Origin of the sequence: Pedobacter sp. (genome assembly GCF_041662865.1) — a bacterium.
Classification (GTDB): domain Bacteria; phylum Bacteroidota; class Bacteroidia; order Sphingobacteriales; family Sphingobacteriaceae; genus Pedobacter.
Genome location: NZ_JBAZRL010000020.1, coordinates 41527 through 56998, shown reverse-complemented (window position 1 = coordinate 56998; position 15472 = coordinate 41527). Strand labels below are relative to the sequence as shown.

General features: G+C 37.8%; 14 protein-coding genes. 7 read left to right on the top strand and 7 right to left on the bottom strand.

All coding sequences use genetic code 11. The annotated features are described in order from the left end of the window. Positions 1 to 2: 2 nt before the first annotated feature. Genes WC622_RS08875 through WC622_RS08850 form a run of 6 tightly spaced genes read left to right on the top strand, consistent with a single transcriptional unit; the run spans position 3 to position 4493 of the window. Positions 3 to 1592, top strand: coding sequence for a phytoene desaturase family protein (locus WC622_RS08875; protein WP_372819283.1), 1590 nt, complete (start codon positions 3 to 5; stop codon positions 1590 to 1592). After that, positions 1478 to 2323 (top strand): phytoene/squalene synthase family protein, encoded by an 846-nt coding sequence (locus WC622_RS08870; protein WP_372819285.1) that lies wholly within the window; start codon positions 1478 to 1480, stop codon positions 2321 to 2323. The genes WC622_RS08875 and WC622_RS08870 overlap by 115 nt, the downstream gene beginning before the upstream one ends. Next, on the top strand, positions 2320 to 2817 hold the full coding sequence (locus WC622_RS08865; protein ID WP_372819281.1) for a hypothetical protein: 498 nt from the start codon (positions 2320 to 2322) through the stop codon (positions 2815 to 2817). The genes WC622_RS08870 and WC622_RS08865 overlap by 4 nt, the downstream gene beginning before the upstream one ends. Continuing rightward, positions 2817 to 3353 carry an isopentenyl-diphosphate Delta-isomerase gene (idi, locus tag WC622_RS08860; protein WP_372819279.1) on the top strand — a complete coding sequence of 179 codons (537 nt, stop codon included), beginning with the start codon at positions 2817 to 2819 and terminating at the stop codon, positions 3351 to 3353. Before WC622_RS08865 ends, idi begins: the two co-directional genes overlap by 1 nt. Beyond that, the gene (locus WC622_RS08855; RefSeq protein WP_372819277.1) at positions 3337 to 3801 is read left to right on the top strand and encodes a sterol desaturase family protein; all 465 of its coding nucleotides are present in this window, start codon (positions 3337 to 3339) and stop codon (positions 3799 to 3801) included. Before idi ends, WC622_RS08855 begins: the two co-directional genes overlap by 17 nt. Continuing rightward, positions 3798 to 4493, top strand: coding sequence for a lycopene cyclase domain-containing protein (locus WC622_RS08850; protein ID WP_372819274.1), 696 nt, complete (start codon positions 3798 to 3800; stop codon positions 4491 to 4493). The genes WC622_RS08855 and WC622_RS08850 overlap by 4 nt, the downstream gene beginning before the upstream one ends. Positions 4494 to 4552: 59 nt before the next feature. Here WC622_RS08850 and WC622_RS08845 read toward each other — a convergent pair whose 3' ends face one another. The 7 genes from WC622_RS08845 to WC622_RS08815 all read right to left on the bottom strand — a co-directional run bounded on the left by WC622_RS08845 (position 4553) and on the right by WC622_RS08815 (position 12809). Beyond that, a complete protein-coding gene (locus WC622_RS08845) occupies positions 4553 to 4840 on the bottom strand; it encodes a hypothetical protein (protein ID WP_372819272.1) in 288 nt (95 codons plus the stop codon). A gap of 11 nt (positions 4841 to 4851) precedes the next feature. Then, entirely contained in the window at positions 4852 to 5445 is a 594-nt protein-coding gene (locus WC622_RS08840; protein WP_372819271.1) for a sigma-70 family RNA polymerase sigma factor, read from the bottom strand. 67 nt (positions 5446 to 5512) lie between these two features. Continuing rightward, a complete protein-coding gene (locus WC622_RS08835; protein ID WP_372819269.1) occupies positions 5513 to 5953 on the bottom strand; it encodes a thioredoxin family protein in 441 nt (146 codons plus the stop codon). Positions 5954 to 5960: 7 nt separating this feature from the next. Continuing rightward, positions 5961 to 6659, bottom strand: coding sequence for a peroxiredoxin family protein (locus WC622_RS08830; RefSeq protein ID WP_372819267.1), 699 nt, complete (start codon positions 6657 to 6659; stop codon positions 5961 to 5963). 166 nt (positions 6660 to 6825) lie between these two features. Next, complete coding sequence (locus WC622_RS08825; protein ID WP_372819266.1) at positions 6826 to 7326, bottom strand: hypothetical protein; 501 nt, start codon at positions 7324 to 7326, stop codon at positions 6826 to 6828. 314 nt (positions 7327 to 7640) lie between these two features. Continuing rightward, positions 7641 to 9635, bottom strand: a complete 1995-nt coding sequence (locus tag WC622_RS08820; RefSeq protein WP_372819264.1) for a SusD/RagB family nutrient-binding outer membrane lipoprotein — start codon at positions 9633 to 9635, stop codon at positions 7641 to 7643. An 18-nt stretch (positions 9636 to 9653) separates the two neighbouring features. Continuing rightward, complete coding sequence (locus tag WC622_RS08815) at positions 9654 to 12809, bottom strand: SusC/RagA family TonB-linked outer membrane protein (protein ID WP_372819262.1); 3156 nt, start codon at positions 12807 to 12809, stop codon at positions 9654 to 9656. Between the two features lie 482 nt (positions 12810 to 13291). On the opposite strand from WC622_RS08815, the gene WC622_RS08810 reads away from it, so the two are divergent. Then, positions 13292 to 15466: a catalase gene (locus WC622_RS08810; protein WP_372819260.1), complete on the top strand. Its 2175-nt coding sequence runs from the start codon at positions 13292 to 13294 to the stop codon at positions 15464 to 15466. Positions 15467 to 15472: the final 6 nt, after the last annotated feature.

Sequence of the window (15472 nt, the reverse complement as noted above, 5' to 3'; positions counted from 1 at the left end):
AAATGGATAACAATTCTAGTTCATATAAGCCTAAAGTTGCAGTGATAGGTTCAGGGTTTGCGGGTATAAGCGCTGCTTGTTACCTCGCAAAGAGTGGTGCTGAAGTAACTATATATGAAAAAAACCAGCAGACGGGTGGAAGAGCAAGACAATTGGTTACGGAAAACGGTTATAGTTTTGACATGGGGCCTAGCTGGTACTGGATGCCTGGCGTATTTGAGCAATTCTTTGCAGATTTTGGTTATGTACCAACAGATTTCTACGAGCTTTCACAACTTGATCCCGGCTTCTCCATCGTTTTTGGTAAAGATGATATGTTGCATATCCCAAAGTCCATTGAAAAATTAGAAGAGGTTTTTGAACAGATCGAAAAAGGAAGTTCTATTAAGCTTAGGAAATTTCTCTCTGGTGCGGGTTTCAAATACAAAGTGGGTATGGAAAATTTGGTGCATAAACCCGGTCTTTCTTTAACTGAGTTTTTGGATATGGACGTAATTAAGGGTGCTTTTAAGCTACAGTTATTGCAATCATTCCGGACGCACGTTAAAAAATATTTTAGCCATCCAAAACTTATAGCGTTAATGGAATTCCCAGTACTTTTCCTTGGCGCAACCGCAAAAGATACCCCAGCTCTTTATAGCTTGATGAACTACGCTGGGCTTTCTCTAGGCACATGGTATCCTAAAGGAGGTCTAGCATCTGTAATAGACGGAATGCGTAACCTAGCTGAACAGTTAGGGGTTAAATTTCTGACCGATGAACCTGTATCAGGATTTACTATTGAAAAGCGAAAGATTACCCGTGTTAAATCTCAACGCTTTCTATTGAATTACGATGGTGTTGTTGCAGCAGCAGATTACCACCATGTAGAAGATAGCCTGTTGGGTGAAGAGTTTAGGAACTATTCAGAGCAATACTGGGAGAAAAGAGTACTTGCCCCATCAAGCCTCATCTTTTATCTGGGCGTTACTAAAAAACTGGATCGCCTATCGCATCACACCCTTTTTTTCGATGAAGACTTAGACCTGCATTCTGCTGAGATTTATGAGAATCCGAAATGGCCATCAAAGCCATTGTTTTATGTATGCTGTCCTTCAAAAACGGATGATGCTGTTGCTCCAGTAGGTCATGAAAACATTTTTGTGCTTATGCCACTCGCAACTGGACTTGAAGATACTACTGAGCTTCGGGAACGTTATTTCACACTAATCATGAAGCGTTTGGAAGAGTTTTGTGGGCAGGATATTACAAACCATCTAGATTATAAGCGAAGCTATTGCATACAAGATTTTGTACAGGATTATAATTCGTATAAGGGCAACGCGTATGGCTTAGCCAATACTTTAATGCAAACAGCAAACCTTAAGCCTTCGATTAAAAACAAAAAAATTGACAACCTATTTTATGCTGGCCAGTTAACTGTTCCAGGACCTGGGGTTCCGCCCTCTATTATCTCTGGAAAACTAGCGGCAACAGCATTAAACAAGAACCTAGGAAATTTGATCATCTTTCTGCACAATGCAGCAAAATCACCACTATCCGTTACAGCACTAGCTTTTCGCTGGGCATTTACTTCCTGCACAAAAAAATAAGGCAGCCAATCTATTCAATATATGGATTTGTCCGTTTGGCTGATGAAATTGTGGATAGTTTTCATGATTTTGATAAGACCTATTTATTGAACAAATTCAGAAAAGACTGCTATGAGGCCATTGATCAGGGAATTAGCCTGAATCCAATACTTAATTCTTTTCAGCTGGTGGTAAGACAGTATAACATTGAAAGAGAGTTAGTAGATCTTTTTTTGGATAGCATGGAAATGGATCTCCGAGAGGAAACTTATACTAATGATAAATATAATCGTTATATACTAGGCTCAGCACAAGTAGTTGGACTTATGTGTTTGAGAGTTTTTACTGCAGGAAATAAAAAAGAATACGAAAATCTTAAGGAATCAGCGATGTTACTTGGTTCGGCTTTTCAGAAGGTCAACTTTTTAAGAGATCTGAATGCAGATTATGTTCAGCTAGGGAGGAGTTATTTCCCTGGAGTAAATCTTTCTGCATTTGGTAACCAAGAGAAAAAACAAATCGAATTGGAAATTGAAGCTGAATTTAGAGCCGCCCTAAAGGGAATTAGATTGTTGCCAAGAGAGGCGAGGAGTGGTGTTTACCTTGCCTATATCTATTATTTTGAGCTGTTCAAAAAAATCAAAAGGGTTTCGGCAGAAAAAGTAATAGCAAGTAGGATCAGGATATCTAATGGCCACAAGCTAGGATTAATGTTCGATTCGATGATTCGTTATAAGATGAATGCAATATGAGAATACTACTGTGTCTTTTAATCATTGGAAATTCGAAGTCTAAAGATGTCCCCGAGCTTTCAATGCTAAGAAAACTCTACTATAGGGCAGTAGTTGAATCCTCGGCATCAGCATTGCTTTCCAAGGAATTAAAGGTTGTTGGGCCAAATTCTGCACCTATACTTGTATGTTATAAGGGTGCAGCCTTTATGATGGAGGCGAAATATGCTTTCAATCCGATAACTAAGCTTTCTAGATTTTCGAAAGGTAAAACAGCTATAGAACAAGCCATCGCTAGAGAGCCTGGTAACATGGAAATGAGGTTCATCCGCTTCTCGATCCAGACCAATCTTCCTGGCTTTCTTGGGTATCATGGTAATATTGCCTCAGATAAACAGAAACTACTTGCAGGGGTAGGCAGCCTAACTGATAAGGTGCTAAAGGATAACATTACTGCCTACCTTATCGCTTCGAAAAAATGTACTAGTGAAGAAATTAAAAAATTACAACAGTGATGGAGAAAGTGATATTAGTAGATAGTAACGACAATCAAGTTGGTATCATGGAAAAAATGGAAGCTCACATCTCTGGTGAGTTGCACCGAGCTTTTTCCATATTTATATTTAACTCAAAAGGGGAGCTACTGTTGCAGCAGCGAGCTTTAAATAAGTATCATTCAGGAGGCAAGTGGACAAATACCTGTTGCAGCCATCCACGTGAAAATGAACATACTATTATGGCGGCCCACAGAAGGTTGAAAGAAGAAATGGGAATGGAATGCAAACTAGAGTATGGTTTTAATTTTATCTATAGAACAGAAGTAACTGAAGGTATTTTAGAACATGAATTTGATCATGTTTATTTTGGTGTTAGCGATGATAGCCCTATTTTAGCGCCGCTGGAGGTTGCTGCTTTTAGATATGTGAGCATGGGTGAGCTTTCAAACGACATCAGGCTTAACCCAGGAGAATATACCGAATGGTTGAAGATTTGTTTAGAGAAAGTGATCGTCTATTATAAAAAAATGCTGAGCGATGGATATATTGGTTAACATAGGTATAGTTTTGTTGACGTTCCTTGCAATGGAGGGAGTGGCATGGCTAACCCACAAGTATGTGATGCATGGGATTTTCTGGTTCTTGCATAGAGATCACCATAACAAGGATCATGATGATTTTCTAGAACGCAATGATTTTTTCTTTCTGATATTTGCGATCCCTGGAATGGTATGTCTTGCACTTGGAAATTTTTATGGTAAGGAATTGGCACTTTATATTGGGATAGGTATTACGCTGTATGGTGCATGTTATTTCCTAGTGCACGATATCTTTATTCATCAACGGTTCAAAGTATTACGCAATTCCGATAACTGGTACCTCAAAGCAATCCGAAGAGCACATAAGATGCACCATAAACATTTGGGAAAGGAGCAGGGGGAATGTTTTGGAATGCTGTGGGTACCGTTTAAATATTTTTTAGAAGCTAGAAAAAAGGCATGACAAACTACACTTACCTTCTGGTCGATTTTTTTACGATCGTTGTCCCATTTGTTTTTTCCTTTCATCCAAAGCTGCAATTTTACAAAACTTGGAAGGCATTCTTTCCAGCTGTAATGTTAACAGGCTTGTTGTTTTTGCTGTGGGACATTTATTTTACCCATCTTGGTGTATGGGGTTTTAACCTAAATTATATTATTGGATGGAAACTCTGGGGACTTCCCCTAGAGGAATTATTGTTCTTTCTATGTATTCCCTATTCCTGTGTGTTCACCTATCATTGTTTAACATTACTAATGAATCTAAAGCTACCTAAGGCAGTTGAAGATATAATTACTTATTCATTGATACTTTTAGGGCTTATAGGGGCAATTTATTACTGGGGGCACTATTACACAGTATCTACTGGGCTGCTCATGACATTGCTTTTGCTGCTAGCAAGAAATATACTACAGGTAGATTGGCTAGGAAAATTCTATCTAGTCTATTTGGTGTTGCTATTTCCTTTCTGTATTGTAAATGGCATTTTAACGGGTACTGGATTAAATGAGCCGGTGGTTTGGTACAGTGCCGAGCATATCATTGGGCTAAGAATTGGGACTATACCTTTTGAGGATGTATTCTATGGGTTAGATCTTATTCTTCTTAACCTTTTGATTTATCATTCGTTGAAGCTAAGACTGATTAAAAATTAACTACGCTAAGTCTATTGGAAGCTTAATGTTAATCAGCCTATAAGCTAAGAAGTTAATTTCTAATTCTTCTCCAATTGATCTACAATACGTTTTTGAAGTTGTTGTTTAAATCCTTTATCTAATTTCAATTTTGTAGGATCTGATTTAAACAGTTTTCTTACCATTTGATTAATTACCGCACTTTGCTGCATAAAGGTTACACATATAGAACATCCAGCGAGGTGTAATTTTAATTCCAACTGTTCTCTTTCGGTTATTTTCCCTATTTGTTGCTTTTCAATTAAAAAAGTAGCTTTTCGACAATTATAGGCTATCTTTTTTAGTTCAGTTGCATTTAATTCTTTCATACTGTATAAGTTTAAATCCAGTTTTTTTGAAGACACGACCTTAAGCTAACTTTAGTTCTGTGCATAATAACTCCAAAATTTGATGAGGTCACTTTTAGTTCTTTGCAAATCGTTTGTGTTGATTCATCATCTATATGTTTCATTGTAAATACTGCAAACCAAAGAGAAGGTAATTTTTTCATGCAAGCCTGCAGTATTTTTTGAAATTCCTTGTTTTCGAGTGTATTTGGTTGTTCAATTCCGAAAGGGGAAGGTCTTTGCTCATCATTCCAATGTCCGTTTTTAGGATCGAAGAAATCGGTATCATACTGTTCACTTAAAACAGCTTCCTTTTTGAGGCCCGATGACTTAGCTCTATACACATCAATGATTTTATTTCTTAAAATTGCAGTAAGCCATGTTTTTTCTGTACTTCGACCTTCAAAATTATCTTTACGCTCCAATGCTGCTAGAAAAGTCTCCTGCAAAAGATCTCTCACTAAATCTTCGTCATTTAAACGGGTTATTGCAAAAGCATATAAATAATCAGCATAGTGATTAACCCATAAGTGTGGATTAAGCCCTTTGTTCTCACTTATTTTAATTTCTGGTTCGTCTGTTTGCATAGGTAAATTTAATGTTCCTAAATGATTATACATGTTTCATTCTGATCGAATTTCTAATGTATGATCACTAATTAGTTAATGCTTGTTTCCCGAAATCGATAAGTTGTTTTGCATTCAGATAACCTATGGAGCGAAGAATAACCTTTCCATTGTAATCAAGAATTAAAAGAGTGGGATATTCTTGAACATCCCACTTTAAAGCTAAATTAATTCCTTCGCCTTTTTCCATATCTAGTGATACGTTCACAAAATTTGTATTAAAAAAATCAGTAGCCTTTCTATCCTTAAATGTACTAAGCTTTAATTGCCTGCAAGGAGCACACCAAATTGCATACGCATCAACAAATATGTATTTACGGTCTGCTTTGGCTTTTTTTAAAGCAGTTGAAAGGCTGTTTTCAATAAATAATATTTGCTTGCTTTTAACTAGCGGATTATGGAGCGTAGAAAATGAACTCAGTGTTAATATAGTTCCAAATAAAAACAAATGATAGGTTTTAAATAACATAACTAAATTAGATTTCTTCAAGAAGTGCAGCTGAAGCGGCTTTCAATAATGGCGCACTTAGTCTTTGAGTAATATTTGGATTAATGTATTCAAACAAAATCATACCTTTTTTATTTAAGATAAAAACTGACGGAACTGGCAATAACTTATCAATGTTTTTACCTCCCGAAGTTCCTGGCAAAAACTTATCGTAACTTTTTGGACTTTTAAAAGCAATACCAAATTGCTTTGATGCAGCTAAATCAGCATCAGATAGGAGTGTATATGAAAGTTTTTGCTTGTCCATTGTTTTAGTTAGATTATCTGGACTGTCTGTACTTATTGCAATAATTTGATAACCCATTTTAGTCAAGTCTTTTTCAATTTCCTGTAATCCAGCCAACTGTTTAGAGCAATATGGACACCAACCGCCACGATAAAAAACAAGAATTGTTGGCTTTTCAGCAACCGATTTGTTTAAGTCAAAAAGCTGACCCGAAGATTTTGGTAATTTCAAAACAGGAATTTGCTCGCCGATTAACAAAGGGCTTACATCTTCTGGTTTTAAAGGAACACCCACTGTCATTTTGATAGTATCTCTACTAGAAACAATGGGTTTTACATAAATTGAAGAACTTGAGCGTGTACTTGAAGCCGAACTCCAACTAAGCACTAAAAAACTGATAAGAATAACGACGGGCAATGAGTTTTTTAAAGTTGTTTTCATAATTTTTTACTGCTTAGTCGAAAATTTGATCGAGTTCTTACACTAAATATTTTTTTAACTATATCCTAAACCTATTGTAAGCCCAGATACAAGAAAAGCCACTCATTGAGTGGCTTCGTATATTTAACTTTAACTTAACGCAAGTAAGCCAAGCTTAAAAATTGTATTAATTAGCAGTTAGCATTACGTTCTTTCTTCTTAAAAAATAAAAACCCACTGTTCCTATTATAATTAGTAGAAAACCGATATAATCATCCAGAGGACACATGAGGTACCCTGTTAATTGACCAGACTGTTCATAATAATAATCAGTACCTCCGCCAATTTTATAATCATAGGGTCCAGTACATTCAGTACAGCGAGACCTCGTTCTAATCACACAATTGCCTAGATCAGTTGCATGACAGTAGACACCAGATCCAATTTGTCCTGATGTGACTACTGCATTGGTTTCATAAGCTGGGCCGTACCAATATCCACGCGGACTATTAACACCCGATGGATTTGTATACAGGTAACCTGTATCATCAGAAACGCATCCAGTAACTGTATAAGTTGAGTTAGCATTACTACTTATAAACAATAAAAGTGCAACGAACAAATATTTTAGCTTGGCTTTGGGTTTTGCGCCACGGAAAAAATTGCGTAGCATCTTCAGAATATTCATATCTATTTTTTATGTACATATACCTTTTGGAGGGTATAAGTCTTGCGTATTAAAAACGATACAAAATTAATAAAAAGCTGCTTATTGTGGCAATATGAGAGGGTGTTTTATGTAACAATTAAAACAACTTTTCGGAGTGATAAAGTACTTGCAATCTCACCTGCTTTAAATGTTTATACTTAATAATCACAGCCGAGTAGAACGGACAAAACGAATTGTCGTTTAGGAGATTTAAAAAACGAAAAGGCCTGTAAGAAGGGCCTTTTCGTTCAGTTTTTAACTGAGATTGTTTCTATTTTGTAATTCAATTAAGATTACTTCAGATAATTTTGATACTCTGCATCTGTAGCACAATCCCACCATACAGGCATAGACCAAATATTTGGATCGGTAGCATGAGGATTTAAAGCAAGGGTATTGATAGAATTGTATTGTATCTCATATACCGGAGGCAATGCCCAACGGCGCATCCAATATCTTGGATCAGTTTTACCAGCGCCTGTTAATTGTGCGCTACCTGTAAATAATGGTCCTCTGTCATAACCTGGATAAACAACCCCAAAACTTCCTACGTTACCTGCACTAAAATTGAAACGACGCATATCATTCCAGTTTTCAATGCTGCAACCCATGGCAATGAATTTTTGTAGCATAATGTCCTGCATGGTTAAAACACCCCCGTTTTGGGCAACCGCATTACTTGAAAGATAAGCAGCAATATCACCTGCATTCATTGGTCGCATATCAGGATTGGTTGTACCATAAGTTCCCTGCCATTCAGTCAATTTTGCTTGCATCATATTTAGATGCGCTGTAATGCCTCTTTTGTAGGCGTCATAGGCTTTGGCAGTTTCACCTTTTCGCAAATATACCTCAGCCTCTATAAAGCACATTTCATGGTAGGTTAAAATCTCAAAATCAGAAACTGGACGAGTTTGGAATGAACCGGTAGAGCCAACCACACCAGCAGAATACGCTGTTGCATTAACATACCAATTCACATCTGTTTGAGGCTGAGCTGCATTTCCAGAAGTGGCAATGGAGTTACTACGTAAACTTACATAAGTAGTATCACCAGCATATACATAATTTGTGCTATTGATGAACATCGAACCAGCCTTATAGGTAACAGTCACGTCGTTTCCACTAACCGTATAAGTTTTTCCTTTAGCCGCTAAAGAAGCAATAAAATCAGCCCTGTCAGTGGAGTTTGAAATCGTATACTTTATATTAGTATTGGCAGCAGCATAAGTTGGTGTTACAATAGAGGTAGGGCTCCCTGCCTTCAGTAATCTTGTTGCTGGTCCATAAGAGTCTACACCTATAGAGCGAATCCAGTCATAAGATTGGACTTTACCATTTCCATCCAATTTAACATTAGACATGGCAGCAGGTACAATTTTGGTCATACGAGGATCTGTTACACCAGAAGCACGCATATTTGTTAACAGATTGTAGTGAAACTGAGAAATACGCTGATTGTTACCATAAGCTGCATAATTAAAGTTTCCGTTTGTTACGATAGGATCGCCAAGCAAATAATCAGTTACAGTACTGTTATTAAGACCTTGTTCTACTACATTATCGGCAATAGACTGAGGCCCTTTTGATAAACAGATTAGAATTGAATCTGGATTATATGCATCTGCTTTTTTAGACAATTTAAGCATGTAACGGGCTTTCAACCCCCAGCATAGCTTGATCCATTTATCGATATTGCCTTTGTTAATCATATCACCAGATGTAAGCGCAGGCGCACCTGCTTCCTGTGCTTTGCTGAATAGACTGATGGCTTCATTTAATTTTGCCATACATCCATAATAAATGGTTTTGCCGTTATCTGGCTTAGGACTTGGATTTCCTGTTCCTGCCTCTTTGTATGGCATTTCGCCATAAAGGTCTAGCATTTGCATATAACCTAATGCATGGAAAACATCGGCAGCAGCCATATAATGATAAGCACCCTGCTTTTTAGCACTATTGTACATATCCTCCACGTTTGAAGATGTAGCTACAAACCATGTTTGATATGGAGTGGTGGAATTGGCAGTGGAAGGTTGCCATGTGGTAGAAAACGTATTTTGAGCTGCTGCAATGGCATAATACACACCAGCCTGGCATGCAGTGCGGTAATTTGTTACTCCTGCAGAGTACATGTAAAAATGCTCGATCCAGGGTAGCCTGTTTTCAATCAATACCGTTTGATTATTTGGGTTATCTGGATCTACGTTAACATCTAACCATTTTTTACACGAAGTTACCGTGCCTACGAGTATACACCCGAGTATAATATATTTTAATTTTTTCATGATTTATTTTTCAATTAATTAAAAACTAACATTCAATCCAAAGGTAAAGGTTCTAACTGCTGGTACCCCAAGGTAATCGATACCAGTAGAGCCAGAACCACCTGTTCCGCCCGCTGCACTTACTTCAGGATCCATACCTTTATAGTTGGTCCAGGTTAAGAGATTGGTTCCTACTACCGAAGCAGATAATCCTTTGATAAACTTGGCTTTCTTTACCAGATCTTTAAAGTCGTACGTTAATTCTACAGAACGTAATTTTAGCCAATTCACCGAGGTAAGAAAGTTATAGGAATTAGCCGCATAGTTATCCCAATACCGTTGAATCATAGCGGTACCTGCAACAGATGTGGTGCCAATGGTATAGGTTTTACCCGCTTCATACGTTTGCGAAAAATCTGCACCAGTAACGCTATTCACTCCAGTTACGGTAACCGTTTGTCTATCGTTTAGTAAAGTTCTTTTACTTAAGCCATTTGCAACTAAAGCATATTCGGTACCATTAAACACATCACCTCCTTTACGAATATCAATCAGGAACGAAAGTGAAAGTTTTTTATAGCGTAAGGTATTGTTAAAACCGCCAATAAAATCTGGTTCACGGTTACCCACAACAGGATTCGTGGTGTTTAATTTATATAAACCAGTGGTTGGGTCAACTTGGTAACGTCCATTTGGAATTTCTACCTTATTTGCATCCAGTTCACGGTAGTATGGAGAGCCGGTCAATCCAAGGAAGTATCCTCCATTAGGCACAGATGCCGCCTTCACTGTTCCAAACTGAGCATCTGTTGGATAGAAATAGGCTATCCCTGGAATAAAACTGCCTAACCTACCCTTGTTGTAAGAAAAGTTAAGCATTACATCCCATGAGAAATCTTTATTCGCTATAGGCTTTCCTGTCAACGCAATTTCCATACCCTTATTAATTACAGTACCGCTGTTAAGCGTGCTGAAAATAAATCCGCCAGATTGAGCCAAACGTGGTTGCCCAATTTGATTTCTCGTCTCGCTATGATAGTAAGTATAATCTAAACCGATGCGTCCTTTCAGAAATCTGAACTCTCCTCCAATTTCCCATGAATCCTGCATCTCAGGTTTTAGATTAGGATTACCTGCAGCCCATTGGTTACCTACGGCAGTATAAGAGCCAATAGTGTAGGGTGCATTTACAGAGGTACCGGTTTGATATGGGCCTGTATCTTTACCTACACTTGCCCAACTTGCCCTAATCTTTCCGAAAGAAAGGATATTGTTTTTAGGAAGCAACTCAGTAAAGACAAATGATCCGCTTACTGATGGATAAAAATAAGAATACGCATCTGCAGGTAATGAAGATGCCCAATCATTACGTCCTGTAAATGTTAAATAAGCAATACTCTTATAAGATACTCCCGCTTCACCATATGCACCTACCAAACGTTTCCTACCAGTTGCATCAGTAAAAAATTTATTGGTATTGGCAATGTTAGTTAAACTGATGGTGCCTGCCGTTATAAAATTGTATCCCCAATGGTTCTGACTTAGTGTTTCATTACTTTCAGTACTGCCACCTAACATCAAGTGAGCCTCAAAATCTCCAAATGTTTTATGAAAGTTAGTCATTAGGGTAGTAGTAAGGAAAGTATAGTTTACCATATCTTTACTTAAACGACCATTCTGATATAATGGAGCAAGGGCGGAACCCGGAGCAATATAGGTATAATCATTAGTGGTATATTGATCATAACCTAAACGAGCGGTCACATCCCACCAGCTGGTTATTCCATAATTAGCACTAACACCCCCTGTAAGTCGCTTGGTTTGGGAGGTTAACTTATCTTTATTGATGATCCAGTAAGGATTGTCTCTATCAGATGCCAAATCAAGTGTGCCAGCATAAGGACGAGATTGAGAACCATCTGGATTAACATAATTCTTTATATCAAATACAGTAGGCCAACTATACAATGCCTGCATACTTCCTACACCACTTCCATATAAACCGGCAGTTGTTAAGGTTCTTTGAATATCAGCGATAGAGTATGCTACATTTGCATCTACTGTTAACTTTCCGTATTTCTGCTGACCATTAAAGCGGAAAGTGGTTTTATCATAACCGGTACCAGGAACAATACCTGACTGATCAAAATTAGATGCCGATAAATAGAAGGAACCGTTTTTTGAACCACCCGAAACATTAACATTATTGTCATACACCGCACCGTTCTGAAAGAAAGTACCAATGTTATCATATATTGGTGTACCTGCGCTAATTGGTTTACCCCATGAACTGTAAGCGTTCAGATCGTTGAAAACACCGTTGGTTGCATAAGAACCCGGGCCAAAAGAGGTTTGAACCTCTGGCAATTTGTTAGCCTGTGATGTACTTAATCTGCTACTGAAATTTACTGTTGTAACCCCTTCAGCTCCCTTTTTAGTCGTAATAATCACGGCCCCATCAGCAGCCCTAGAACCATACAAGGCAGCAGCAGCAGCCCCCTTTAAAACCGATAGACTTGCAATATCTTCAGGATTGATGTCCATCACACGGTTAGAATAAGTGGTATTGCTTCGTGTTAAACCATCTGTTCCTGAATTACCAGTTATCGTAGTTGAGTTGTCGTAAATAATACCATCTACCACAAATAAAGGCTGGTTTTGCCTCCCTTCTGCAGTAGAAGTACCTCCGCGAATAGTAATAGAAGCTCCTGCACCTGCAGAACCGCTGAATTGTGTAACATTGACACCTGGAACTTTACCTGCTATGGAATTTACAATGTTGGTGTTTTTGTTTTTCATCAGCTCCGCTGCATTTAACTCAGTAACCGAATAGCCTAACGCCCTTCGTTCTTTTTTAATACCCAAAGCAGTAACCACCACACCTTCCAATTGCGAGGCTGATTCAGCTAAAGATATCTGCATATTGTTAGCTGCTTTTTGCCTTTGAGTAGTAAAACCCAGATAGCTAAATTCAAGCATCTCTCCAGGAGTTACCGAGATGGAGAATATACCCTGCTCGTTGGTAACAGCTGTCCGACTAGGATTGGACGCTTTAACTGATACCCCTGGAATAGGGGTGCCGCTGTCGGAGGAAAGCACTTTTCCATTAATAGAAACCCTCTGAGCCATCAGAGTGCTAGAGATCATGCAAAAAAATGCACACATGATCCAACTAAAAAGTCTACGTTTTCTCATAATTAATCTAAGTTGTTTTTATAATTGTTTGTTAATTACATGTTTATTAGCACTGCAAACCTAAAAATAGCATTCATTAGAAAAACATATCCTGAGATAAAAGATAGGTTCAGTTATTTGGTTTTATCATCTCATTTGATCTATCTTTTTCAAAAGAAAATCATCGATGAAATAGGGATAAAAAATATCTATTCATAATTTATTACAAATTCGATAAACTTTCAATTTTTTATTGGTTAATTTATTCACATATTCAAAAGCTTATGGTAGTGAAATAGAATTTATACCCTATTCCTTGTCTTAAAGGAGTATTTAACCCTGTTGTAGCCTAATTTAAGTTATGTGTTTTTGAAGGTAAAATTTTTGATAGATACAGATGAGTTGATAGGGTATTAGTTCGAACAATCATCCACATTAAAAATATGAAGATTTTTGAAACATAAATTTCTAGCCTTTGTTTGCAATAAACAACATCACAACTTATGGCTAAAAAGACACTTACCCCAGAACAGGCAGCATTGCCAGAGAACCAAAAAACAAAAAACCTTAAACCACACACTGCCGATGCTACAGCGCAACCCATGACAACAGACCATGGCGTAAAGATCAACGATGATCAGAATTCACTCAAGGCAGGCGACCGTGGATCAACCTTGTTAGAAGATTTTATCCTTCGCGAAAAGATTACACATTTTGACCATGAACGTATTCCCGAAAGAGTTGTGCATGCAAGAGGCTCTGGTGCACATGGTGTTTTCAAGTTATACAAGGCAATACCAGAATTAACCAAAGCACAGTTTCTAAACGATACCGAAATAGAAACCCCAGTTTTTGTCAGGTTTTCAACGGTAGCTGGTTCTAGAGGATCAACCGATTTAGCAAGAGACGTACGTGGCTTTGCTGTAAAATTTTATACAAAAGCAGGAAACTTTGATTTAGTAGGTAATAATATGCCTGTTTTCTTTATTCAGGATGCTATGAAATTTCCTGACTTAGTTCATGCGGTTAAACCTGAACCAGATAATGAAATGCCACAGGCAGCGTCTGCTCACGATACCTTTTGGGATTTTATTTCCTTAATGCCTGAATCAGCCCACATGATTATGTGGCTAATGAGCGATAGAGCAGTGCCAAGAAGTTATCGAATGATGGAAGGCTTTGGTGTACATAGTTTCCGACTTATTAACGAAAAAGGGGAGTCGCATTTTGTTAAATTCCATTGGAAACCATTGTTAGGTGTACATTCAGTGGCATGGGATGAGGCGCAAAACATTTCTGGTAAAGATCCAGATTTTCATAGACGAGATTTATGGGAAGCCATTCAAAGTGGAAACTTTCCAGAATGGGAGTTTGGTATTCAAGTAGTATCAGAGGCAGATGAACATAAATTTGGTTTCGATTTATTAGATCCTACTAAGTTAATCCCAGAGGAGTTAGTTCCAGTACAACGGATCGGTAAATTGACATTAAATCGCAATCCAGATAATTTCTTTGCAGAGACTGAACAGGTGGCTTTCCATGTTGGACATATAGTTCCTGGGATCGATTTCACCAATGATCCACTTATGCAAGGAAGACTATTCTCTTATACGGATACACAGTTAATTCGCTTAGGAGGCCCGAATTTTCATGAGATACCAATAAATAGGCCAGTCGTTCCAGTACATAATAACCAAAGAGATGGCTTTATGCGTCAAACCATTAATGTTGGCAAAGCCAGTTATAATCCAAATAGTACTGGAGGTAACGATCCTAAGCAGGTAAAAGAATCTGATGGTGGATTTGTTAGTTACAATGAAAGGATTGATTCACGCAAAGTAAGAGCAAGAAGCAAAAGCTTTTTCGATCATTATTCACAAGCTAAACTTTTCTTTAATAGCCAATCACAACCAGAAAAGAATCACATTGTAGATGCCTTTAGTTTCGAGCTAGGCAAGGTAAAGACACCAGCAATTCGCGAACGCATGCTCGGTGTACTTAGTCAAATCGATCTTGACCTTCGTAATAAAGTGGCCGCCAATCTAGGTATCGCAGCAAGTAAAAAACCTGAGCAAGTAATTAATCAAGGAATCCCAGCGGACGCTACACAAAAAGATTACCAATCATTACAAGTTGAGCCAACAATAGAAAAATCGGAAGCACTAAGTATGGTGAAAACCATAAAAGATGGCATAAAGACAAGAAAAATCGCCTTTCTGGTAGCTGATGGAGTGGATGATGTTTCACTAAACACCATGAAAAAAGCATTAGTCGCTGCAGGAGCTGTAGTAGAACTGATTGGTAATAGACAGGGAAATGTGCAAACCGATAAGAAAGCAGCAATGCCACTTGATGAAAGTCTATTAACATCAAGCTCTGTGTTATATGATGCGGTATTTGTGCCAGGAGGGAAGAAAAGTATTGATGCACTTAGCCTTGAACCAGATGCAATTCATTTTTTAAACGAAGCTTACAAACACTGTAAAGCAATCGCTTTAGATGGAGATGCAACATCATTATTAGAATTAACTTATTTTGGTAAAGGAATAAACAAAAAGCCATTAAGTGATGATGGAGTGTTGACAGGAAATGGCAAAGAGCTTGCAGATAAATTTATTACTGCTATAGCAGGGCACAGGTTCTGGGAACGAGAAAAACAGCGTAAAGTACCAGCTTAAGTAGAA